A 24,339-nucleotide genomic window follows, 5' to 3' on the forward strand; every position below is an offset into this window, starting at 1 on the left:
TAACTCCTCCTTTATCAAAGCGACGTGATAAATTTTCAATTTAACTTATATACTTTTTGGAATTTTCGGAAATTAATCAAGTGAATTTCGCTTGAACTTCTCCTCTACATAAAATGCGTGAAGGAAGCTTCGAAAAGTTCGAAGCTAATCCCAATAGGCCAATGTACGTTTCAGCATCGATTTACGATACTGCTCGGTTGATTTAATTAATACTTGATTCGTTGTATAATCCATTATTACCCCGTAACGTCGAATGACATCTAATTGGTCAATTTCTCCGTTTTTATACATCTTTTCTACTTCATATGGGCATACATGAAGCCAAGCATTACGATTTTTTCGAATGTATTCTCTTTCTTTTTTAGTAGCTTCATGGTCAATTTCAAATAAATCAAGATCTCGATCAATTTCTTTAATAACTACACCATAATCCTTTCGGGCTCTTTCGATTGAAACGTACTCATCAATGACATCTTCTAATACGGCGTTGACATCACGTTCTAACGGATCACCTAAACCTCCTCCACCTGCTGAAGGCCTCGTAAACGAATCCCCCTTGTTCACTTTGACATTAGAGAAAATTGTACCTAAAAATTGTTCTTGTTCAGTATTCGGGTGTAAAATTGCCCCTTGCGGAATGGATGGTAAACCACCTTTAATTCCCCATGTTATGGAACGTGAACGATCACAACAATAAGACATAACACCACCAAATACTTCGGTTAAAACGCCTCCTTTTTCAACACCACACCCGCCTCTATACTTTCCTGGTCCAGCCGAGTCGGTAATAATAGCATGTTTTGTAGTAATAACTGGTGACAAACGCTCTTGTCCTTCACAAGGCTGCACACTAAGTCCTACACCAAAAACCGGTGATGTTGCATTAGCCCCGTCTCGGTCTATACGGCCTCCATGACCGCCTGCCATCCAGTCATACCACATAAAATAATTATTGGATGTATTGCGTCGATCATATCCACCGATTAATAAGTATTCCAAGTTAAATGAACACGCAATCGCACGTTCTGGCATGATTTCAGACCAAATTTCAAAACATGCATTCATGATTTTTTCAAAAGCACCTGAACAGAATCCAGTAACAGCAACAGGTTCAGGAGCATTGACTACTGAATTTTCAGGTAAAAACGCTTTCACAACTCGATAAAATCCGGAATTTAGTGGTACTTCTGGGAAAAATGTTTTCGTACCTGCATATAATCCCGATAAAGCGGAACCAAAGCCTGCATTTAGAAAACAACTAATATATGGATGAGATCCGCTTAGATCATAATAAATTTCATTATTTTTAATTGTCATTTTCACACGAATTGGGATAAGCGCATCTCCAACTTCAGGATCCATATCAATATAATCAACCGCTTCCCAAGTACCTTCCGGCAAAGACTCGATCTTTTTTCTCGTTAACCGTTCAACGTAATCTTGCACCTCTTTAAACGCAGTTAAAACTGTATCTAAACCGTATTTTTTAATCAATTCTAACAACTGTTTTTGGCCAACTTTTGCGGCTTCCACTTGTGAACGTAAATCACCTAATCGTTCCTTTGGCACACGCATATTCGAAATTATAAGATTGACTACATCAGATAAGTACTCACCTTTGCTATAAATTCGAACTGGCGGGATGCGTATACCTTCTCCAAAATGGTCACGAGACTTCACATCAAATGATCCTGGATTAGAACCACCAACGTCTGCCCAATGTCCATTGGTTTGCATGAAAGCTATTAATTGATCTTCATAAAACACAGGTAAAATGACCCTTGTATCACAAAAGTGAGTACCACCACGATAAGGATCGTTTACTAAGAAAACATCCCCCGGATGAATATCTCCCTTAAAATCTTCTAAAACAGCTTTAGCCGTTAAATGCAATGTCCCTACATGAACCGAAATATCTTGTGTTCCTTGCATCACCGTATTTCCTTCTGCATCACAAAGAGCACAACTAAAATCACGATTATATATCACAAAAGAATAGCAAGTTCTTAACATCTGTTCTGCCATTTGATCGACTAAGTTCACGAAACCATTTTTTAAGACTTCAAATGTAACAGGATCTAAAGTTGTTTCCTGTATTTGAATCGGTTTTTGTGCAGAAAGCATACCCATTCCACCTTTCTGAAGCTATTCTTGATTTACAGAAATAATAATGTTGTCTCTTCACCATAGTTTGTGATTTAAGCACAATTCTGGCAATTAGTTAGCTAGATTATGGCCCCTCACAATCTCTCCTTCTTCAGCTTACAGACCGGCCAGTTGGTGGAAAGGAAGCGGTCAAGTGCTTTCCTTGACGGCTTCCTTTCCACCAACTATCATCCACCATAATGCTGAAGAAGGAGGGGCTAGGACGCCTGTTCTTGATAAGTTTTGCCTGTACATTCCAAAAATACACGTGTTCTAAATCGATGTAGGTTCCTATATCCATAAGCCCGGCGTTTTATGTTCTTAATTTTATGGTTGGTTCCTTCTGTTCTTCCGTTTGTAAAAGGTGTCTTAAAGTATTGCAGGATTTGCACTTTCCAATTTTCCAGTGTCTTGGCGGCCTTATGAAAAGACGGAAAAGGGCTACTCCATGCGAATTGAATCCACTCGGTTAGGAGCACTTGAGCTGTCTCATAGTCAGGGGATCTATACACGTCCCGAAACAGTTCCTTCAGACCATAGCTGTAAGCCAGCTCATCATGTGTTTCCAAGAGTTCATCTAACTGTTCTTTTTGATATTCTTTTAAGTTTTCATAACTTTTCAAGAGGAGGAAACGACTTTTTTTCAAGCCAGGAATTTTCTTACGAACTTGATCTAAAGCTTGAGTTACCTTTTGAACCACATGATATTTATCAATGACAATATCGGCGCATGGAAAAGCCTTCCGGACAGCCTTGTGGAAAGGGTCCCACATATCCATGACAATGGTTTTTACCCGGTCAGAAGCCACTACCTTTTTTGGTTTAAAAGCTTCAGCGTTGACTCATAATCGCGGTTCTGGCCCATCCCCATGACAGCACCTAGGTTGGCATCTAAGAGGACCGTTTCGTATTTATGGCCTTTTCGGACGGATACTTCATCCAGACTTAGGGCCATGTCTTGTTTGTCCTGCATTTTTTCAAGATATTCTTCATGAAGGTCCACCTTTTCCTGGGCAACCGTATAAAAAATACGTTCTACAGTGGAATAAGCTATACCATGTTTACGGCTGACATCCTGAATGGTTGTTCCCAAGACTTGTTCATACAGAAAAAGTCGAAATCGATTGGTATAGTGCTGGCGTGACATAATGGATTCATACGTTTCTGTAAAAATCTCTTGACAGTTTTCACATTTGTACCGTTTTACACACACCAAAAGATATAGTGGCTTATTTAGTATGCATAAATCACGTACTTTTCTTGTCCTCCTGTCATGGACGAAAGAGGTGAAAAAGCCACATTGGGGACAGCGTGTCTCCTTCTCTTTTCTTTCAACATGGACGGTATAATGAGTAGAATGCATTTCTTGTTTAATAACTTTAAATTCTGGCAATTCTAGTGGTACAGAAAACATTTTAGAAACCTCCTAATTAATGTGGTGTGTTAGCTAACATTATTGCCAGGAATTCTAAAATGTTTTCTTTTTTACTGTAAAATCACCAAAAGTGATGAAGAATCATAATGTTTTTGTATACATCAACCTTTGCTGTAAAATTCGGAGGAATAACTGTTGTTGCATCTAACTGCTCAATAATAGCTGGACCTATGAATTCAACTTCGACTGGAATTTTGTCTCGATCATAAATATTCGTTGTAACATATTTGCCATCAAAGTAAACTTCTCTCGTCCCTTTAATTGCATCTTCAATTTTTCCGATTTGTTCGTATTTCGGAAACTCAGGTTTTGGAACGGTACCAATGGCTGTAACACGAAGTCCATAAATTTCAACTTTTTGTTCCCGATCTGAATAAGCAAACTCACGTTCATGTTCTTTATGGAATAATTCTAAAATATCTTCTATAGATGAATTACTTTCACTAATTGGTACCGATAACGAACGCCATTGACCTTGATATCTTAGATCAATAAAATTCATTAAGGTTGAATGTTCTTCTGGAATTCCTTCTTCTCTAAGCAGTGCTCTTGCCTCAGCTTTCATGCTTTCATATTCCTTCAATAAATCATCCAAGGTTACTTCCGAAGCTTGCTTTAAATATGTTTTCGAAATATCATGCCGTACATCAACGAGTAAACATCCCATCGCTGCAGCTACACCTGGGTGAGGCGGGATAATTACAGTCGGGATATTTAATTCTTTTGCTAAATGCGCACCATGTAATGGACCTGCACCACCAAATGCAACTAATGCGAAGTCTCTTGGGTCAAATCCTCGCCGAACCGAAATTAATCTGACCGCATCGCTCATATTCGCGTTTGCTACTTCAATGATTGCGTTTGCTGCTTCTTCTAATGAATAACCAAATTGATCTGCAATTTTTTGTACAGCTTGTTTCGCCTTTTCTACGTCTAATTTCATAGAGCCGCCTAATAATTCAACACCTAAACGTCCTAACACTAAATTCGCATCGGAATTTGTCGGTTCCGTACCACCGCGACCATAGCATGCTGGACCGGGTGAAGCTCCTGCACTTTGTGGACCATTTCGTAATGAACCGCCCTCATCGATCCAAGCTAAACTTCCTCCACCTGCACCAATTGTCAAAATTTCAATACTCGGAAACCCAATTGGATAACCATATTCAATTGCCCAATCTTTCGTTATTCGAATGTCACCATCATACATTAAGGAAATATCGGTACTTGTTCCCCCCATATCTAAACCTATTGCATTGTTATAACCACATAATTTAGCAATATGTTTACTTGCAATCGCACCCGCTGCAATTCCTGAACTTGCTAGACGTGCAGCATAACGGGGAACTGTACTTGATGTCATTACACCGCCACCTGAATGTAAAACTAAAATATCCTCTTTATAACCACGCTCATGCATTTCTTTTTCTAGCCTATTAATATAAGAAGTCATGATCGGTCCTAATACAGCATTAATAATTGTTGTGCTCATACGCTCATGTTCAAAGATTTCAGGTAAAACTTCACTTGAGATACAAACATATACCCCAGGTAATTCTTGTTGAAGAATTTCTTTAACTTTTGCTTCGTTTTCACCATTTACATAAGAATTAATAAAACAAACTGCAATAGATTCTGTTCCACGCTTTTTTAGTTTTCTAGCTAATTCACGAACTTCATTTTCATCGATGGGCACCAATATTTTTCCTTCATAGTCAGTACGCTCTGTCACTTCAAAACGATCTCGTCGTTTAATATATGGTTTTGCTTTATCTTTATAAGTATCCCAAATATCTTCTTTAGTACCGCGGCCTATTTCAATTACATCTCGGAAACCTTTTGTGGTAATTAGTGCTGTTTTAGGCAATTTCCTTTCAATAAGTGCATTCGTACCTACCGTCGTCCCATGGGAAAAAACTTTAATATGTTTACCATTAATTTTCGCTTTTGCAATTCCCTCTAAAATCCCCTTTTCAGGGTTTGATGGAGTTGATGATGTTTTAGTAACAAAAATTTCTCCAGTTTCCTCATCGAATACAAAAACATCCGTAAAAGTACCTCCAACATCAATTGCTAAACGTTTTTTAGCAGCAATCATAAAACCCCTTCTTTCTAAATATTCTGTAAATTTCAATTACAAAATTGAGCTATAAACCCACCGTTAGAATTTCATTACCCAAAAATCGTTCACAAAATTATAAAGCAAAACAAATGCCAACTATACCAGCCCATTTCTTAATTACTTTATTAATAAAACATTTAATGTTCATGAATGTTATATATAGAAATCTATCTCGATAAGAAAACTTATTAAAAACTTTTGTAAAGAATAGGACTGTAAATTTTAATTACAATTAATGTTTCAAACGAATCATTATCTGTTGTAAGCATGTCTGTTTATTTATATCGAAAAAAAGGAAATTTATCTTAAAGTTATTTAAAAATATTAATAAGTAAATTTTCTATAAGTCTTTGCATTTTTTTGCTTTCTGCAATAAATCATTTCTATTTGCATGAATTCAAAAGTTATGCATTTTTGCATCACGCTGCCCCATATTGAAATTTGTTCATAACTTTCATGTTTATCATTTCTACCCGATCTTTAATAACCGCTCGATATGAATTCCTTCATCAATTCTGTGAAAATACGACGGTGGGAAATTATTTTCATTCGGGTTGCGGCCGCAAGACCATGGATGTTTTCTTTTCTGTTAACATTTTTAAACATTCGATAATGGTATGCTGGAAATAAGGGATTAGAAAGGAATCATCGAAAAAGTTTTTGAACAGCTTCAATTTTAGCATTTAAGTCGACAAATAGTGGTGGATTTGTCTGTAATAGCATAACGATTATAAAAAACACTCTCGGGAAACGTTCCTTTCTCATGACAATGACTGCATATAGTAATAATTGGAAAATTATTTGCTTTTCCCCTTTGATGGTAGGTGACTAAATCAATTCCAAAATCAAAAAAATCCTCTTGGATAATATGAAAAAATTTTACATATTATCCAGGAGGATATCCAGTCCTCTTGCCGGAGGACTTTGAAAATATTACATGCTTTTTTAAGGAAATAAAGCGAGAGTTTACATTAAAACCACTTTTAAAAGCCACTATATATACTCACTATTGCGGTTTCAACATTATGGACGAGAGATAATTATTTTCATTCGATGTTGTAGATGAAAGATTTTATGTTTTTATAGAAATTATTTAAAAGTGTCAGAGGATATTCTTGTTTTACTTAGATTTCTTCTTTTAAATTTGTCGTTTCCTCAACTTTTTTGTCTAATTATTTTATATTTACATAAAACGGAATATTTTGTAACATTTTACAGGGTTAGGGAAAGTTTAAGTAATCCCTTACCTCATTAACTATCAACAGAAATGTATTTCTATTAATAATACCGCATTGGGGGATTATTGTAATGTCTAATCAAAAATTATTTGGTTATAAGTGTTATTTGGATAAAAATAAAGAATCTCATATTCAGGTTGAAATATACTATTACAGTTTTCAAATTTATTCAATAATAACAAATCGTTTATTCACTCCTTTTCGATAATAGGGAGAGAAAAAGCAATTGGGTATCAGCTGCGGCTAACAGAAAATCAGCTTAAAAATCTAAAAAACACCATCGAAAATCTAGGGCTTAATTTTGATGAAATATTTGAAAAAGAAAAAAAACACTTTTATCTTCCAGTATTCATAGGTGATGATTTTCATGAAGGGATCGTTTATGAAAATGAAAATGGGGATTGGGATGTTTATGATGTCGAAGGAGAATTACAAAAAAAGTTTGCTTCTAACAATGATGAAATATTTCTATTTAGTCAACCTTGTTCCAAAAATAGGGATGAATTAGAAAAAATGTTTATTGATTGGATTAAAAAAATAAATAAGTTTGTAATGAAGTAGTACTATACTTGCATTTTCATTTAAATGTGAAAACAGGCGTGAAAATTTAATGTTTTCTACGAAAAAGGCACTTGAAATTATTTCCAAATTTTGGGTTGTGGAAGTGTAAACAATACTTTTACAACGACTGCAACAGTACAGATCCAAAGGTAATTCCGAATTGCATTTGGGCATAGAAAAACCTCCTCAAAAAATGTAAGGAGATTATCTCATAGCTATTAATTTCGGTATAGATGAAGGGATTTAACACTTACTCTCTATATAGATACTTATTGCACTACCTAATATTGGAAGGATATTTCCTCCTATTTTAAGCTATGCAACCATTCTTCCAGAACGGTAATAGTTTTATCGACTTTTGCTCGTTTCACCATATAATTAATATCTAACCGGTCAAAATGAAGAAGTAACAACCGTTTTCCCCATTCACAGTCTGAAGATGATTTCCAATGAACACATGCTCGAAGACGGTCTAAAATTATGTCCTCTATTCCAATGACAAATACTTTATAACCATCCTCAAGATAAAGCTCTATCACTTTCTCGTCATCCGCATCTTCTAAAATATCACTAGGAATTTCAATACTTACCAACAATCGCTCGTGATACCAATGTCTTCCTTCTTTAACAAACCCTAATTCTAATAAAATATCATTAACTGCTTCCCTATCACTAATAATCAGATCAATATCCGCTGTAGTATAATCACTTCTAGTATAAATTTCAACAGCAAGTCCTCCTACAATTATAGGATGAAGATTCTTTTCCTCTAAAAGAGACGTTAATATTGCCGTTACCTTTAACATCTTCTCAAATTGAGTGGCGGACTGGAGTTCTTGTAATTGTTCCTTTGCTTTTTCAATCAAGCTCATAATACCACACTCGTTCTGATAAATATTTAACCTTTCCTTCCTGCTCTGCCTTTTCCCACTTCTTTTTAGAAAGTATATCTAGAATTTTAATTTCATCAGGATCTCTAGGTCTTGTTCGGAATGTCCGTTGGTCAGATTTTTCTTTTAGTATTTTCCGTTCAACATTAGTCTTATTGGATTGAATCCATTTATCAATATCTGAAAAATCAATTTTTTTCACTACATCCACCTCTCGATTTTCCTATATTTTAACATTTTTTTGTTGGAATTCCTAGTAAACCAAGGGACAACTCTGTTGTTTTCCTACTTATCACCAGAACCAAGACTCCGATCATGAAGAGGAAAACACTAGAACACTCCTTGTTTCAACCGTCCCATTGTTTCATTCTTTTATTTTCTTTCTACCAGTGCAACTGTTTCAAAATGTGTGAAGTAAATGAAAGGAAATATTTCCATCGACTCAAAATTTGTTTTAATAGTTTCTCTTCCTTCTTTTTTTCAATTAAAGACTTATTTGCCAATTTCACTCTGCTAAAGTTGAGTTGCTAAAAATATTTTTTAACGAATTATTTAAAATTGTTTCCATTTTTTGCCATCTACTATAAATCATTTCTATTTGCAAGTATTCAAAAGTTATGCATTTTTTCATCACAATCCTCTATCTGGAAATTGGATTGGAAAATTCTAATGAACGAACTAACATAAATTCATTTTTTATTACTAAATCTATTCAATGGCTCATCTCGATTTGAATTCCACCATTTTTTGAATGGTTTCCTATCTTTTCATCAGTTATTGGTATCTTTCATTAATTCCATTATTTGTAATTTAATTCTCCAATGAAATTTTCCATTCCATCCCTTTTTCATTACAAAAAATAATAGATATAAATTCAAAATTTTTTTAAAAATTTCATACTTTCGATTGACACTTTTTTGAAATTCGGTTTATAATTTTTATACATTTACGGTAATGATTACCGTAATACGGTAAAAAGAGGAGGGGTAAAATGTTTCAATTACCAACTGTTCAATTTACAGAGGAACAAGAAGCTTTTCGTTTAGAAGTACGTAATTTCCTACAAGAGCATGTAGAAAAAGGAACATTTACACCAAAATGTGATTCATGGCTAAGCGGAGCTGATCCAGCATTCTCGAAACTAATCGGTGAGCAAGGATGGATTGGCATGACATGGCCTAAAAAATATGGTGGTCATGAGCGCAGTACGATTGATCGCTATATTTTAACGGAAGAGTTTTTAGCAATCGGAGCGCCTGTAGCAGCTCACTGGTTTGCTGATCGCCAAACAGGTCCATTACTACTTCGCTACGGTACTGAAGAGCAAAAACAATTTTTTCTACCTAAAATTGCGAAAGGTGAATGCTATTTTGCCATTGGTTTAAGTGAACCAAATAGTGGTTCAGATTTAGCATCAGTGAAAACACGCGCAGAAAAGGTTGAGGGCGGCTGGATTGTAAATGGTCAAAAGATTTGGACAAGTAACGCTCATGTATGCCATTACATGGTAACACTTGTGCGCACAAGTCCATTTGATGGAAAAAACAAGCATGCTGGGTTAAGTCAATTGATTATTGATTTACATGCTAAAGGAGTGACCATCGCTCCAATTAAATTTTTAACAGGAGAACATCATTTCAACGAAGTATTTTTCGACGATGTTTTTGTACCGGATGATATGGTCGTTGGAGAGATTGGGAATGGATGGGAACAAGGCTTAGCGGAACTTGCGTTTGAACGAAGCGGCCCAGAGCGCATTTTAAGTACGTTTCCTCTTTTAGATGAACTTATTCAAGAATTAAAGCGCCAACGCAATAAAGAAGGATTAAAGCAAGCAACGAAACTTCTTTCACAATTGTGGGGCTTACGCAACTTATCAATTGGTGTCGCACAGTTATTAGAATCAGGCAATGCTAAAGATGTTGCCATTCCTGCTTCTTTAGTAAAAGCAATTGGTACTAAATTTGAACAAAGTATCCCTGAAATTGCACGACTACTAGTGACTACATATCCGAAACTAGATGCAGAGCGAAAATTCGATCGTTACATGGCACAGTCTATTCTACATTCTCCAGGCTTTACAATCCGCGGTGGTACAACAGAAATTTTATTCGGCATGGTAGCGAAAGGAGTTGTGGCAAGATGAGTGAAATGAAAGACATGATTTTAGAAGTTGCTGAACGAATGTTAGCCGATCGTGTCACAAAAGATGTAGTAGACGTCCTTGAAAAAGGTGACTGGGCAAAAGATATTTGGACTTTATTTAAAGAAAACGGCATGGTCGACGTTGCGCTTTCAGAAGAGCATGGAGGTGCAGGTGGTGACTTAGACGACTTACTAAACCTTGTGCGCCTAACAGGTAAATATGCTGCACCAATCCCATTTGCAGAAACAACATTTGCCAATTTACTACTTGAAACTGCGAATCTAGCTGCAGTTGATAAAATCGCTACTTACTCTCTTCAAGAAGGCTTAATTTTACAAGATGATCGAATTTCTGGAACTTTACAAAACGTTCCATGGGCAAGATATGCAAACTACTTAGTTGCCTTCGTAAAGAGCAATCTAGGCGTACAAGTTGCTCTTATCGATTTGGGAGATGTAACGATTAAACCTAGCTGCAACTTAGCAAGTGAGCCGCGCGATACTGTCATATTGAACAATGCGAGTGCAACTTTATCATCCGTTTTATCAGAAGAACAAATTTTGCATGTTCAGTCTATTGAAACTGCATTTAAAATCGCTTTAATGACAGGTGCCATTGAAAAAATAAATGATTTATCTGTCCAATATTCTAAAGAACGTGAGCAATTTGGCCGGCCAATTCATCGATTCCAGTTAGTCCAACTCCAAATTGCACAATTAGCTGGTGAAACAGCCATTGCAATCGCTGCATTCAATAACGTATGTGCCGCCATTCTAGCAAACAATTATTTGCATGAAATTGCGTATGCCCGTATTCGCTTTGAAGATGCTATTACAACTGTCGCAACAGTTTCCCATCAATTGCATGCAGCTATTGGTACAACACATGAGTATGCATTACATCAATATACGCGACGCTTATGGTCTTGGCGCGATGAAGGTACAAATTGTGATTTCTGGAGTGAACACATTGCCGACTATTTATTAAATCATGATGGCAAACTTTGGCCATATATAACGAAAACGGCTGAAACAGTAAAAAGTTAGGTTCTATTTTACTTCCCATATCTTTTAAGCGCTAGCTTCCTAGTTCCTTAGTGACTTAGTTTCATAGAACGGTCTTCCCTTTGAAAAAAAGCTAGCGCAGAATATCCATTAATATCTGGACCGCCAAAATGAATGGAGGCAAAACTGTCGATTAATATAGATGAAAAAAATAGGAGGAATTTCCATGGCTGATTTGTTATTTGAAGTTGAAAATCATATTGCAACGATTACATTAAACCGTCCAGAGGCATATAACGCCTTTAGTGAAGAAATGATTACGAAGTGGATTGAAGCTTTGGAAACTGTGCGGGATGATGATTCAATTCGAGTGGTTATCGTAAAAGGAAACGGAAAATCGTTTTGTGCTGGCGGCGACGTGAAAGCCATGCACGCTGGCGAAGGATTTTTCAAAAGTGAGGAAGATATATCTTCTACGGGGCTCGCACGTAAAAATTCTCTATGGAAGAAAATACAGCGGATTCCATTACTTTTAGAAGAAATCGATAAGCCTGTTATTGCTCAAATTCACGGGTTTGCATTAGGTGCTGGTTTAGATATGGCATTAATGTGCGATATTCGTATCGCTGCTGCCTCAGCAAAGCTATCAGAGAGCTATATTAATGTTGCGATCGTGCCAGGTGATGGAGGCGCTTACTTTTTACCGAAGCTCGTTGGCATCGACAAAGCGCTTGACATGTTCTGGACAGCACGCATGTTTACAGCGGCAGAAGCAAAAGAAATGGGATTTGTAACATTCGTTGTAGATGACGATGAACTAGAACAATATACGCGCGCCTATGCTGAAAAGCTAGCAAACGGACCACAAACAGCCATTCGTTTTATTAAACGTGCAGTCTATCAAAGTCAAAAAATGGATTTACGCTCAGCCCTTGACTATATTTCTTCGCAAATGGCCATCGTAACAGAACTAGATGATTTTAAAGAAGGTGTCGATGCGGTCGTCAATAAGCGTAAACCTATTTATAATTGACCATCGTTGAGAAGTCCATAATTAGCCAAATTCTCTAGAGTAACCGGATGGTATTCAGAAAGGAGAGATTAACATGCAACAGCCTCTAGAAAAAATAAAAGTCATAGATTTATCACGCGTTTATGCCGCTCCAGCCGGCTCGATGATTTTAGGCGATTTGGGTGCTGAAGTCATTCGTATTGAGCACCCTAATGGCTTAGATAGCATGCGCGATTGGGGACCATTTATTAACGGACAAAGTACGTATTACTTATGTGCAAATCGCAATAAACGATCTATTACCCTTGATTTGAAAACTAAGGAAGGAAAAGAACAACTAAAAAACTTAATTAAAGATGCGGATATTTTACTAGAAAACTTCAAAACTGGCGATATGAAACGGATGGGGCTTCATTATGAAGAATTAAAAAAGATAAATCCGCGCCTGATTCATTGTGCAGTAACAGGATTTGGCCAAACCGGTCCTCTCGCTTATGAGCCTGGCTTTGATCCTGTCATTCAAGCGATGAGCGGTTTAATGGACGTCACCGGCCATCCAGACGGCGAGCCGACAAAAGTAGGTGTCCCAATTGCTGATATTTTAACTTCTCTATACGTTGTCATTGGTGTATTGGCAGCATTGCGCATGCGTGATATAACTGGCGAAGGCCAGTACATCGACCTTTCGTTGCTCGATGTTCAAATTAGCAGCCTGGCAAATGTGGCTAGTGCCTATATTAATTGCGGCTTTATTTCAAAACGTTTAGGCAACCTTCATAACAACGTAGCTCCTTATCAAGTATTCAATTGCCTAGATGGCCCATTAATGATTTGTGCAGGCACGAACGATCAATTCCGAAAACTATGCAAATTGCTCGGTCACGATGAATGGATGGAAGATGAACGTTTCCTTACAAATGCATTGCGCAAAGAACATGAAGCAATACTTAGCGAAATGATTTCAGAAATAACGAAAACAAAAACAAGAGATGAATGGATCTCCCTTTTACGAGAGTACAAAATTCCTTGCGGTAAAGTTCATACGATTTCCGAAGCCCTTGAACAACCTCAAGTGAAAGCTCGCAACCTAGTTGGAGAACTCGAACACCCGCAATATGGCACAATCAAGTTCATTAAAAATCCATTGCAATTTTCGGGCTTAAATATCCAATATAAACTTGCACCTCCATTGCTTGGTGAGCACTCCAATGAATTTTTGCAACAATCATTAAACACGCAACAATAACAATGGAAGATGCTTACAACCTAACAATTCGATATAATAAATAAAGCTAAATGATCCAGAATTCATTATTTTTGAAGTAGGTGTAAAATATTGGATAAAGAAACTTATGAAAAAAACTATACAATTGGATCTTTGCAAAAAGCAATTCGGGTCTTAAAAGCATTTACACACAATGAGCCAAAACTTTCATTAACAGAGCTTAGCAAAAAAACAGGAATTACGATATCAAGTTTGCAGCGCATTGTGGCTACATTCGTAGTTGAAGGATTCTTACACAAAGATGAGCAAACCAAACGTTATCAGCTTGGTCATTCATTGTTATACTTAGGAAACCTGGTGAAACAAGAATCGAGCTTAATTCTTGTATCCGAACCTGTTTTAAAACGTTTAAACGAAGAAACAAAAGAAAACCTTTCTTTGAATGTCATTGATGGTTTGGAACGTCGGTGTATATTAAACTTTGATTCTTCCTACCCGCTCTCAACAAAAATGCTTGTAGGTGATACATCTCCACTTTATGCTGGTGCATCATCGAAAACACTGCTTGCTTTTATGCCAAATTACATGGAGTATGTAAATCATGTGCAATTGGAAAAAATTACAGAAAATACAGTAAAAACAAAAGAACAGCTCCTAGAACAACTGGAACAAGTTCGACAACAGCATTATTGTATAAGTAATAGCGAAAGAGTTCGTGGCGCTTGCTCCATTTCCGTTCCAATTTTAAATGCAGCACACGAATCGATTGCATCCATCAGTATTGTCATTCCAGAAATACGATATTCCGATTATGATGAAGAAGAACTCATTCAAAAATTGCTTCAAGCAGGAAAAGAAATTGAAAGCCAATTATTCTAATGAAAATCGAGTAAGTGGGAGTGATTTTGCTCCCCTTCTCTCACCCAACATACATAATACTAGTTTGAGAGATTTTATAATCCAGCCATTACAACCGTTATTTTAGATCGAATTATCCACCGGTCTGAAATCATTCATCTAACTGGCGATAGTTATAGAATGAAACATAGAATTTCTATTTTTGCCTAAAATGTAAAAAATAAAATATCGAAAATTGCAACATTTTACCTCTAGTTCCAGTAATTTACAAACAATAAAAAATATTATAAAATAAAAGCAATAAAATAACTAAAAATCGATGAGTAAGAATAGTAGATATAATCGAATCGTCACAGAGAGCTGGAAAAGGTGAAATCCAGTACGATAGATTATATTGAATGGACTTACGAGAGGTACGTTGAAACGTTTAGGAGTATGCGACCCGGATTCCACCGTTAAAAGGATAAGGTATCAGACTTTGTTCTTGTACCTGAAGAGTGAGTTTTTTTTGCTTGAATTTAAAGCATAAAAAACTAACAGAGGTGGCACCGTGGTAAAAATATCACCCTCTACATGTATTAACATGTAGAGGGTTTTTTGTTTTGAGCAAGGGAGGTGTATCCCTGGTATTTATTATTTGTTGATATGAACTAAGGCTTTTTAAACAAATAATTTTTTATGTATTATGATGAGCCTTTGTGTGTCGTTTGCTAATTGAGTCATAATCAGTATTTTTAATCAGCTGAATAACAGTGTATTCTGTTGATTTTTAAGGAGTTGAAATTTTAATGCGAAAGATAGACCCCCAAAGGAGTTCCGGATTAATTGTAAAAGGGAAAAAAATACAAATAAAGCATAAAGATATATTAGGTTTAATTCTTATGTTTCTAGGTACATTTTTTTTTGCATCAAAATCAATATTTATTAAGCTAGCTTATGAAGAAGGAGCAAATCCTGAAGCTACTTTATTCTTTCGACAACTAATTGCTGCCCCTTTATTTATATTAATCCTTTGGCTTTATAGGCCAAGATACCCCAAAAATACGAATAAAAAAGACATAGTTAGAGCAAGTTTATGTGGTTTATTCGGCTTTTTTTTATCACCATTATTAGATTTTTTAGGATTAAACAGTGTATCTGCCATAGTAGAAAGAATGCTAATTGTTACCTATCCAATTTTTGTTATTATCATATCATCTATTATTCAGAAAAAAATGATATCATATGGCAATTTAATAACTATTGTCGTTATATATTTTGGAATCTTTATGACTATTGGAGGAGGAGATTTTAGTCTGTTACAAGCTAACTTAAAAGGAAGTTTTCTTATACTTTTATCATCCTTTGTATATGCCATATATTTTATTATGTCTGGAAATTTGGTTCATAAGTTAGGCAGTGTAAAATTAAATGCTTATGGGATGATTACAGCTAGTTTTTTTATGTTTTTATATTTAGCCTACAAAAAAATAGCAGGATATTCTTTACATCTTTTTGGATTTAGTAACACAGTTTACGTTATGTTTATTTTAATTGCTGTTATATCAACAGTACTATCTTTTGTGCTAATTACTGAAGGTATTAAAAAAATTGGTGCAGAACGCGCAGCCATTATTTCCATGTTAGGTCCTATTCTAACTATACTACTAGGGCGTCTCTTTTTAAAAGAGCATTTAACTGTAACTCAATGGTGTGGGTGTTTAATAATATTTCTAGCTATAACTAGTTTAGAATTATATAATATCCGCATCAAAAAGAATAAGAATCTAATAAATTCAAAAGAAGGATAATTTTTTTTGTAAATAGATAAGAGCCTTCTCACAAGGAAAAACCAATCATAGATTGTTATTTATGACACACTATTTATGGGCAATTTCCCAACATTTGATTACGCCGCTAAAGCAGAGAACAAAAAAGATCATATACAGTTTTTAGTATACTACAATGAAGAAACAAAACAGATGGAATACTCTTATATTACGAAGAAGTAGCAAAAGGAATTAGAAAACCATATACGTCCTTATATTGAGCAAAAGCTTGGAGCGTTGGACAAATTGTGGGTAAATTATGAAGAAAGAACCGGTATAACGTATAACGTTAATCCAAATGAGCCAAGTAGTTATAAAGAATTCGATGCGGCACCTACTATTATCATATCTGTACCTAGAAAGCCGAATAAAAAGGATGAGGAAATTTTGAACAAGATTGCATCCTTTCTTCAAAAGGATGCTGGATTAATCCATGGAACGGTTTCCTTGAGTTATATTAGAGATGGTGCACCATTAGATGATAAAGAATGGCTCAAGACCTTTTAATATAAAGATCATAATTTGAGTAAACATTATAAAAAGAGCATGAAAGAAATCTTAACTATACCTAAAATGAAGCGTACAGTATGTTTAGAATGTACGCGCTTTTTTGTTTTTTAAACAAATTAAAAGGATTAACTAAAAAGGTAGGGTATTCTCTTTAGACTTAACATCATAAAGTTTTAAATGTTCCATCGAAAATGTGGAAATCATGGACTGTTATGCAATCGGAACATGGCTTCCAAAAATTATTTTAAGGTTGATACGGTTCAAGTAGCTAAGTTCCGAAGATGAGCGTACGTAAGCAAGAAGCAGCTTTTTGAAGCAGCTCTTTTCTGAGCACCTGAATGGTATGTTGAATGCACTTGCCTCAGTTGGAAACTTATCTAAGCAAACACTTTGGGAAAATGCTGCAGTTTATATATTTTGGCTTTATGAAAAAGCGTTGTTTGACCTTATTTCGATCAAGCGAAAGATGATTACAATTTTTTATTATTTGAGACAGAAAGTTCTATTTTTGGTACTAGACAAAATCCTTTATCCCGGTTTAATAATGAAAAAACATTAGTAGAATCGGAAGCCATTCGTTTAAGAAATACATGATGTTTGTCTTATCTTGTATCAAAAAATATGTGTAAAATATTGGATTAATAAAAATTAATAAGTTTGTAATGGTAAATCTTTTTAAAATTTTGCAAGCGGTACAAAACTTGCATTTTTTATTCCAAAAAGTGTCTCATGAACAGTTTCAATTACGCCTTTACTTATATTTCTTTGCAACTAAAAATTGAACAAATGGAAGTGTGACAATGGTCGCGCAAAATACTAACATTAATGGAATATTGTTAAACCCCTCTTGACCATCCAAATATTCAGTAACAGACATTATGATTAAAACGATGACCATCAAAGCAAAATAACTGATTTTACTACTAACTCTAACGATATGTTCCTCCATTTCGTCCGTTTGCCGTCCCTTAGAATCCCCACCAATATAAGACATCTTTCCAAAGGTGTGCAGCTCCAATAATGAAGCAACGAAAATACTCAGTACAAATAAACCATAGGAATCTATCCTATGAGAGCTAAAAAGTGTAAACAATATTTTTGCAACGACTGCAAACATACAGATCCAGAGAATGAAGTTTACAAATTTCTTTTGCTTATCCGTCATCTTTCTTCCTCCTCCACCTGAAATAGTTCATCAACCGTAACATTTAAAACTTTTGCCAATCGAAAAGCTAATTGTAATGTAGGGTCATACTTGTTATTCTCAATGGCATTAATCGTTTGCCGGGTAACGTTGCATTTTTCTGCAAGCTCACCTTGAGACCAACCAATTTCTTCACGTAATTCACGTATTTTATTTTTCATATAAGATTTAGGAAGCACCACCTGTCAAAAACTTTTTACACCTTCATTATAAATTTACAATTTTTGATTGTCAAAACTTTTTTACACCTATCGAAGGAAATTCTTTTTAATAAATAACTCTTCTGAATTGTTTCCTTTACAAATTCAGTAAAATAGGAGCCTCCCTTAGGCTCCTAATTTTCATATTTATTGATGTTTTAAAACCTATCTTATTTATCCACAACACCAGCAGCAATTTTAATTTTTTCTTGATGGTATTGATCGATTTTACCATCTTTATGGCGAGTACTATTTTTAAAATGAAGATCAAAGTGGCCTTCAAAATCATTATCTAAAATCGATTCAATATCATGAGGCATGAAGCTCATTGATGCTGCGATCGTCCGGTCTCCGACTTGAACGAGCACTGCGCGTGTATTCCAACTGAACCCACCCCATAGTTCTTTTGCTTTTCTAGTATCTTCAGCCGTTAAAGGTTCGCAATCGGCATGATTGGCTCCATAACTGCGGCGGATTTGAAAAGAGACGCCCGTTTCAAAATCTATGACGGTTGCGATTTCTCCAATCGGAAACACATATTGCGCTTCCGTCCACCAATCTAAATATTCACCGTGTTTCTCACTTACTTTTTCTTTCGTTGGTATCACTCTTTTTGGCAACAGCAATTGATCACCGATTTGAAGAATTGAATTTTCCGTCAGGTTATTTACAGCAAGTAAATCTTTTAATGATACTTTTTGTTCAGCACTTATTTTTGAAAGGTAATCTCCTTTTTTAACGATGTAAGTGGTGTATTCAAAAGTATCATCTTTCATCTTATTTTTCGATTCGGTTAAAGATCCCTTGCCTTTTTGTTCAGATGATGAATTTGACGATGAATTTTTCGTCTCATTTTCCTTTTTATCGCTCTCTTCTTTCAAGCTATTCGTTTCCGTTATATACGTGCTGTTTGATAATGCTAGATCGGCTTTCAAATATAAAACTTGTCCTATTTGCAATTTATCGTCTTTTAAATTATTTATTTTTTGAATCTCCTCTACAGACATTCCAACCTTTTTGGAAATCTTATATAAATAATCCCCTTTTTGAACGATATATTTATCAAAAGTGGTCAATGTAATGACATCACGATTCCAATCAACTTTCATATGTAAATTTTCCCCGATAAACCGAAGAGGAAGATAAGAAACACCGTCTTTCACGACGATTGGCGGAGTTTTCACCGTTTGGCCATTCACTTTTGCCTGCGGCTCTCCCATTTTAAATAGAATCGTTTGATGATCTTTTTGAATCGTTAATGATTTGGCTTGATTATCCCAAGAAACAGGGATCCTCAATTGATCTGTTACCATTTTCGTAGGCACATAGCTTAAGTTATTATGATTTAAAACGGTATTTGTTTTCAAAATGATTTCCTCAGCTCCAGCCTGCTGGGCACCAAAAAACAAAGCAGCACAAACACCCAAACCTTTTAAAAGTTTCATATGATTTCCTCCATGCAAGATGTAGATCTGTAAGGATGTGTTTTCTATTTCTTCCTTTTATTAATAGTATAGTAGATTTGAAAAATGAGCTCTACCTACTTTTGCACCATTCCACAGAAGGTTCGCATCATTAGAAAATAAAACTAAGTTTTGTAAAAAATTTCCTGTAAGCATTCATATTTTTCTATTATTAAGAAAGAAATACCAAATTTCAAACTTATCTTCCACATGAAAATTCATATTTTTTTAGAGGGTTCACATTAAAAAAAGAGCTGCCTCTTCATTAACAGCTCTTTTGAACACGTCTATCGAGTTTCAATCGTTGCGATCGCATTTTTCATCGTCCGTACATATTCCACTACATGTGGTACACAGTCAACACCGTATTGAGAGATAATTTTGACAATGGCACTTCCAACAATGACGCCATCTGAAATTTGCGCCATTCTTTTCGCCTGCTCAGGTGTAGAGATTCCAAACCCAATCGCACAAGGGATGTCTTTTACTTCTTTCACAAGTTTGATCATATCTTCGACTTCATTGCCAATGTTTTGACGTACACCTGTCACTCCCATAGAAGATACACAATAAATGAATCCTTCTGCTTCTTTAGCAATCATCCGAATTCGGTCTTTTGATGTTGGCGCAATCAATGAAATGAGCGCAATGCCATACTTAGAACAAAACGGGCGCAGTTCCTCATGTTCCTCGTAAGGCAAATCTGGTATGATCACTGCATCAACTTGTAGTTCTTGGCACTTTTTCATAAATCTTTCAGGGCCATACGTAAATATTGGATTCACGTACGTCATGAATGCAAGTGGAACGTCGCATTTTTCACGGATCCGTTTCACCATATCAAAAATTTTGTCCGTAGTTGTGCCAGCTTGAAGCGCACACTGGGTAGATTCTTGGATGACTGGACCTTCGGCGATCGGATCAGAAAATGGAATTCCTAGTTCTATCAAATCAGCGCCACTAGCGGCCATTTCATATACCAATTGTTCTGTAATTTCGAGTGATGGATGACCGGCTGTAATAAATGGTATAAAAGCTTTGCCGTTTGCAAAAACTTTTTCAAGTTTATTCATAAATTTGCACCCCCCTGTAACGTGCAATGGCAGCTACGTCTTTATCGCCTCGACCAGACAAACAAATGACTAACAATTGGTCCTTGTTCATTGTCGGAGCTAACTTTTTCGCATATGCGACAGCATGTGCGCTTTCAATAGCCGGAATAATACCTTCCATACGGGAAAGATATTCGAACGCTTCAACCGCTTCATCATCTGTAACAGGCACATATTCCGCCCTGCCAATATCATGGAGATAAGCATGTTCTGGTCCAATTCCTGGATAATCAAGCCCTGCTGAAATGGAATAAACCGGTGCGATCTGACCATATTCATCTTGGCAGAAATACGACTTCATGCCATGGAATATTCCAAGCGAACCAACAGCGATAGTTGCTGCTGTTTGTGCTGTATCAACACCTTTACCAGCAGCTTCACAGCCAATGAGGCGCACGCTCTCATCTTTGATAAATTCGTAAAATGCACCGATCGCGTTGCTGCCTCCGCCAACACAAGCAAGCACGGCATCCGGTAGTCTCCCTTCTTCTTCTAGGAGCTGTTGTTTAATTTCCCGGCTGATGACGCTTTGGAAATCGCGGACAATCGTTGGGAACGGATGCGGCCCCATGACAGACCCTAGCACATAATGAGTGTCGTGAACACGTTTCGTCCATTCCCGCATCGTTTCATTGACAGCATCTTTCAACGTCTGCGTCCCGCTTGTAACTGCATGAACTTTCGCACCGAGAAGCTCCATCCGGTAGACGTTGAGAGCTTGACGTTCTGTATCTTCTTTTCCCATGAAAATTTCGCACTCTAAACCTAACAATGCAGCAGCTGTTGCCGTTGCCACCCCATGCTGCCCGGCGCCAGTTTCAGCAATGACGCGGGTTTTGCCCATTTTTTTGGCAAGCAATACTTGGCCAAGCACATTGTTAATTTTATGAGATCCAGTATGGTTTAAATCTTCACGTTTTAAATAGATTTTTGCACCGCCAAGATCTTTTGTCATTTTTTCAGCAAAATAAAGGAGCGACGGACGGCCTGCATATTTCGTTAGCAATCTAGTAAGCTCTTCGTTAAATTCAGGGTCATTTTTAAAATGATTGTACGCTTCTTCAAGTTCGTGTATGGCATTCATTAAAGTTTCAGGAATATATTGCCCACCGTGGATTCCAAATCTTCCTTTTGACATCTTCCTCAATCTCCTTTTATGCTTAACAATTCATTGTAATGATCTTTAAACGAGAAATAAAAAAAGCCTCTATCCCTTCTAAATAAGGGACAAAAGCTTTTGACTTCTGCGGTACCACCCTAATTGACGATAAAACGCCCACTCTTCATGTATACATTCATATACATCCTACTGATAACGGAAAGGTTCCCGTAACCGCCTACTTTCTTCAAAGATTTCAGCGTTCCCTCGCAAGTCCATTCAGAATAATCTTTGTAACTGCCTTGCACCACCCGGCAGCTCTCTATATACAAATCTTTATTCCTACTACTCTTGCTCATCGGTTTGCAAATAATTTTAGAAATATTTTAACACTTAAAACAATTATTGTCCACTTCCGATCTGATGTTTTTTCCAATAGTCATAGATCGCTTCTGTAAAAATTTTTTCCAATTGTTGACCTTTTTGTTTTCTTAGCCATTCCGTCTGCACAATGGGCAATTTCAATTTTAACGTAATTTTTTCATCAGGCATTTCATATTTTCGAATTTCTTCTAAAGTGATTCCTTCTTCGATATTTGGAAAGGAACAGTCGTTTTCATTGACAATTGGTAAGCCTTGATATTCACGAACATCATCAATTTCACAAAATAATTGAAGCTGCGGCAAGCCTCCCGATAAGCTTTTTACATGCATATACGAATTGAAAACTCTACCATCTTCCAATTCAAATTCGACGATCAAGTTTTCTTCATTGCGATATTTATTCACAGCAACTTCACTAACAATGATATCAAGTTCCAACGTATATCCTGTACTAGATTCAAAAATATAGACGGCGCTATTAAAAATGCGTATATCTGCTCCATCTATTTTTACAGCCTTCACCTTTGTCATTATAAACGCTCCCTTCAAGCATATTTTGACAAAAAGAAAAAGACGCTGCAAACCTTTTAAGTTGTATTTTTTGTAAAATTTCTAGAAAATTCTTTGGGAATCTAATTAAATCCATTGCATGCGAAAACCTCCATTTGGACTCCCCAAATGAAGGTATCAAAAGCTATCTTCTATAAACCTCTTAAAAATTGTAAAACTTTTTCCTCATATTCCTTTTCATTTGTTAAATACGATTCAATATGTCCGCCACTTTCTGTAAGCCAAAATTGCACAATATCTTTATTTGGAACCGCCTCATAAATTCGTTGACTGTTCTCATAAGGAATTGCAGGATCACTTTTACTCGTTATTAATAACAAACGCTTATCTGTTAACTGCTTCACGCTGTCAACAGGACTTACTTTATCAACGTCAATATCTAACATCACAGGAAGTGTTCCAAGGATAATGTTCGTAAACGGAAAGGACGGCAGTTTAGACCAATACGGTAAATTCGTCTCTAAATACTCTCGCAAGTTCGCAAAAGGACTATCGGCAATGATGCTTGAAACATCTTTTGATTCAACTCCGGCTAAAATGGCGGCAACACTTCCCATTGACCAGCCAATTAAATGAACTTGTTCCGCTTGTTTTTGCTCTTTCGTAAACTGGATGGCACTCAAAAGATCATCTTTCTCATAAAGACCTATACTCGTATAATCACCTTCAGACTCTCCGGAAGCCCGAAAATCAAAGACAAGGACATTAAACCCTTCATTAGCAAGCCTTTTCGCCAACTTTAAAACAGAAATTTGTTCCAACGAACGATTATCACCGTAACCATGGGCAAAAACAACAGCATCAGTAGACTCTATAAATTGTTGGTCTTTTTGAGCAGGAATCCACCAGCCTTTTAATAACGTCCCATCATACAAACTATTAAACTCTACTTCTTCATAAGTTAAACCGTATTGTTCAGGTTTTTGCTCAATTTCATCACGCATCGGTTTTGTTAAACTGAAACCGACAATGATCGAAATGGCAAAAACGCCTATAAATAAAAACAAAATTGTACCTATTAATATAATGAAAAGCTTTTTTCGCCTTTTTTCCTTTTTTTGTTGTAATACTAAGCTAGTTTCCATTGAATCAACTCCTTCAAACTAACATATGCAATATATATGATAAATTTCCTATCATGATTAGTCCCTTTTTCATTTAAGAAGATATTATATCATTTTACTTTTGGGCGTACTACTGCAAATTAGGGGCAAAAATTGGTGAGAAAAATTGCCAAGGAATTTTTACTGAAGATAGGAGTATACGAAAGATTAATAGGTCAATCAAAGGCTGTTCTGAATGAAAAATTCCTTCCTCTACATATTTATTAGGTTGAAATTCCAACTTTCGAAC

At 36.1% G+C, this 24,339-nt stretch carries 19 protein-coding genes, 2 pseudogenes and 2 other annotated features; of the genes and pseudogenes, 9 read left to right on the top strand and 12 right to left on the bottom strand.

What is annotated here, in order from left to right:
- Window positions 1-144: 144 nt before the first annotated feature.
- The 5 genes and pseudogenes from HR057_RS10475 to HR057_RS10495 form a co-directional block, all read right to left on the bottom strand.
- Window positions 145-2,124: a hydantoinase B/oxoprolinase family protein gene (locus HR057_RS10475; RefSeq protein WP_173731385.1), complete on the bottom strand. Its 1,980-nt coding sequence runs from the start codon at window positions 2,122-2,124 to the stop codon at window positions 145-147.
- A 239-nt stretch (window positions 2,125-2,363) separates the two neighbouring features.
- Window positions 2,364-3,559: pseudogene (locus HR057_RS17455) on the bottom strand (ISL3 family transposase).
- Window positions 3,560-3,641: 82 nt separating this feature from the next.
- Complete coding sequence (locus HR057_RS10485) at window positions 3,642-5,678, bottom strand: hydantoinase/oxoprolinase family protein (RefSeq protein ID WP_173731386.1); 2,037 nt, start codon at window positions 5,676-5,678, stop codon at window positions 3,642-3,644.
- Between the two features lie 2,128 nt (window positions 5,679-7,806).
- Complete coding sequence (locus HR057_RS10490) at window positions 7,807-8,373, bottom strand: nucleotidyltransferase family protein (protein WP_173731387.1); 567 nt, start codon at window positions 8,371-8,373, stop codon at window positions 7,807-7,809.
- Window positions 8,360-8,593: a hypothetical protein gene (locus tag HR057_RS10495; protein WP_173731388.1), complete on the bottom strand. Its 234-nt coding sequence runs from the start codon at window positions 8,591-8,593 to the stop codon at window positions 8,360-8,362. The genes HR057_RS10490 and HR057_RS10495 overlap by 14 nt, the downstream gene beginning before the upstream one ends.
- Before the next feature lie 789 nt (window positions 8,594-9,382).
- On the opposite strand from HR057_RS10495, the gene HR057_RS10500 reads away from it, so the two are divergent.
- The 9 genes and pseudogenes from HR057_RS10500 (at window position 9,383) to HR057_RS17375 (ending at window position 17,513) form a co-directional block, all read left to right on the top strand.
- A complete protein-coding gene (locus tag HR057_RS10500) occupies window positions 9,383-10,537 on the top strand; it encodes an acyl-CoA dehydrogenase family protein (protein ID WP_173731389.1) in 1,155 nt (384 codons plus the stop codon).
- Window positions 10,534-11,583 (top strand): acyl-CoA dehydrogenase family protein, encoded by a 1,050-nt coding sequence (locus HR057_RS10505; RefSeq protein ID WP_173731390.1) that lies wholly within the window; start codon window positions 10,534-10,536, stop codon window positions 11,581-11,583. Before HR057_RS10500 ends, HR057_RS10505 begins: the two co-directional genes overlap by 4 nt.
- A 184-nt stretch (window positions 11,584-11,767) precedes the next feature.
- Complete coding sequence (locus HR057_RS10510; protein WP_173731391.1) at window positions 11,768-12,574, top strand: enoyl-CoA hydratase/isomerase family protein; 807 nt, start codon at window positions 11,768-11,770, stop codon at window positions 12,572-12,574.
- A gap of 73 nt (window positions 12,575-12,647) precedes the next feature.
- Window positions 12,648-13,799 carry a CaiB/BaiF CoA transferase family protein gene (locus HR057_RS10515; RefSeq protein WP_173731392.1) on the top strand — a complete coding sequence of 384 codons (1,152 nt, stop codon included), beginning with the start codon at window positions 12,648-12,650 and terminating at the stop codon, window positions 13,797-13,799.
- A gap of 90 nt (window positions 13,800-13,889) precedes the next feature.
- Window positions 13,890-14,657 (top strand): IclR family transcriptional regulator, encoded by a 768-nt coding sequence (locus tag HR057_RS10520; protein ID WP_173731393.1) that lies wholly within the window; start codon window positions 13,890-13,892, stop codon window positions 14,655-14,657.
- A gap of 78 nt (window positions 14,658-14,735) precedes the next feature.
- A pseudogene (locus HR057_RS17070) lies at window positions 14,736-14,846 on the top strand (ATP-binding protein); the annotation flags it as partial.
- Between the two features lie 100 nt (window positions 14,847-14,946).
- Window positions 14,947-15,209: a binding site (T-box leader), on the top strand.
- 215 nt (window positions 15,210-15,424) lie between these two features.
- Window positions 15,425-16,426 (top strand): DMT family transporter, encoded by a 1,002-nt coding sequence (locus HR057_RS10525; protein ID WP_173731394.1) that lies wholly within the window; start codon window positions 15,425-15,427, stop codon window positions 16,424-16,426.
- Window positions 16,427-16,690: 264 nt separating this feature from the next.
- Entirely contained in the window at window positions 16,691-16,951 is a 261-nt protein-coding gene (locus tag HR057_RS17075; protein ID WP_230474426.1) for a hypothetical protein, read from the top strand.
- A 313-nt stretch (window positions 16,952-17,264) separates the two neighbouring features.
- Window positions 17,265-17,513, top strand: a complete 249-nt coding sequence (locus HR057_RS17375) for an IucA/IucC family C-terminal-domain containing protein (protein WP_173731395.1) — start codon at window positions 17,265-17,267, stop codon at window positions 17,511-17,513.
- 192 nt (window positions 17,514-17,705) lie between these two features.
- Here the strand turns inward: HR057_RS17375 and HR057_RS10540 are convergent, their stop codons facing one another.
- The 7 genes from HR057_RS10540 to HR057_RS10570 form a co-directional block, all read right to left on the bottom strand.
- Window positions 17,706-18,119: a hypothetical protein gene (locus tag HR057_RS10540; RefSeq protein ID WP_173731396.1), complete on the bottom strand. Its 414-nt coding sequence runs from the start codon at window positions 18,117-18,119 to the stop codon at window positions 17,706-17,708.
- Entirely contained in the window at window positions 18,116-18,319 is a 204-nt protein-coding gene (locus HR057_RS10545) for a helix-turn-helix transcriptional regulator (RefSeq protein ID WP_173731397.1), read from the bottom strand. The genes HR057_RS10540 and HR057_RS10545 overlap by 4 nt, the downstream gene beginning before the upstream one ends.
- A gap of 209 nt (window positions 18,320-18,528) precedes the next feature.
- Window positions 18,529-19,803: a LysM peptidoglycan-binding domain-containing protein gene (locus HR057_RS10550; protein WP_173731398.1), complete on the bottom strand. Its 1,275-nt coding sequence runs from the start codon at window positions 19,801-19,803 to the stop codon at window positions 18,529-18,531.
- 305 nt (window positions 19,804-20,108) lie between these two features.
- Window positions 20,109-20,894 carry a tryptophan synthase subunit alpha gene (gene trpA / locus HR057_RS10555; protein WP_173731399.1) on the bottom strand — a complete coding sequence of 262 codons (786 nt, stop codon included), beginning with the start codon at window positions 20,892-20,894 and terminating at the stop codon, window positions 20,109-20,111.
- Entirely contained in the window at window positions 20,887-22,071 is a 1,185-nt protein-coding gene (gene trpB / locus HR057_RS10560) for a tryptophan synthase subunit beta (protein WP_173731400.1), read from the bottom strand. Before trpB ends, trpA begins: the two co-directional genes overlap by 8 nt.
- Before the next feature lie 82 nt (window positions 22,072-22,153).
- Window positions 22,154-22,400, bottom strand: a binding site (T-box leader).
- 34 nt (window positions 22,401-22,434) lie between these two features.
- On the bottom strand, window positions 22,435-22,947 hold the full coding sequence (locus HR057_RS10565; RefSeq protein ID WP_173731401.1) for a hypothetical protein: 513 nt from the start codon (window positions 22,945-22,947) through the stop codon (window positions 22,435-22,437).
- Window positions 22,948-23,117: 170 nt separating this feature from the next.
- Window positions 23,118-24,071 carry an alpha/beta hydrolase gene (locus tag HR057_RS10570; protein ID WP_173731402.1) on the bottom strand — a complete coding sequence of 318 codons (954 nt, stop codon included), beginning with the start codon at window positions 24,069-24,071 and terminating at the stop codon, window positions 23,118-23,120.
- Window positions 24,072-24,339 lie beyond the last annotated feature (268 nt).

Source organism: Calidifontibacillus erzurumensis, assembly GCF_013303125.1.
Lineage (GTDB): Bacteria > Bacillota > Bacilli > Bacillales > Bacillaceae_J > Calidifontibacillus > Calidifontibacillus erzurumensis.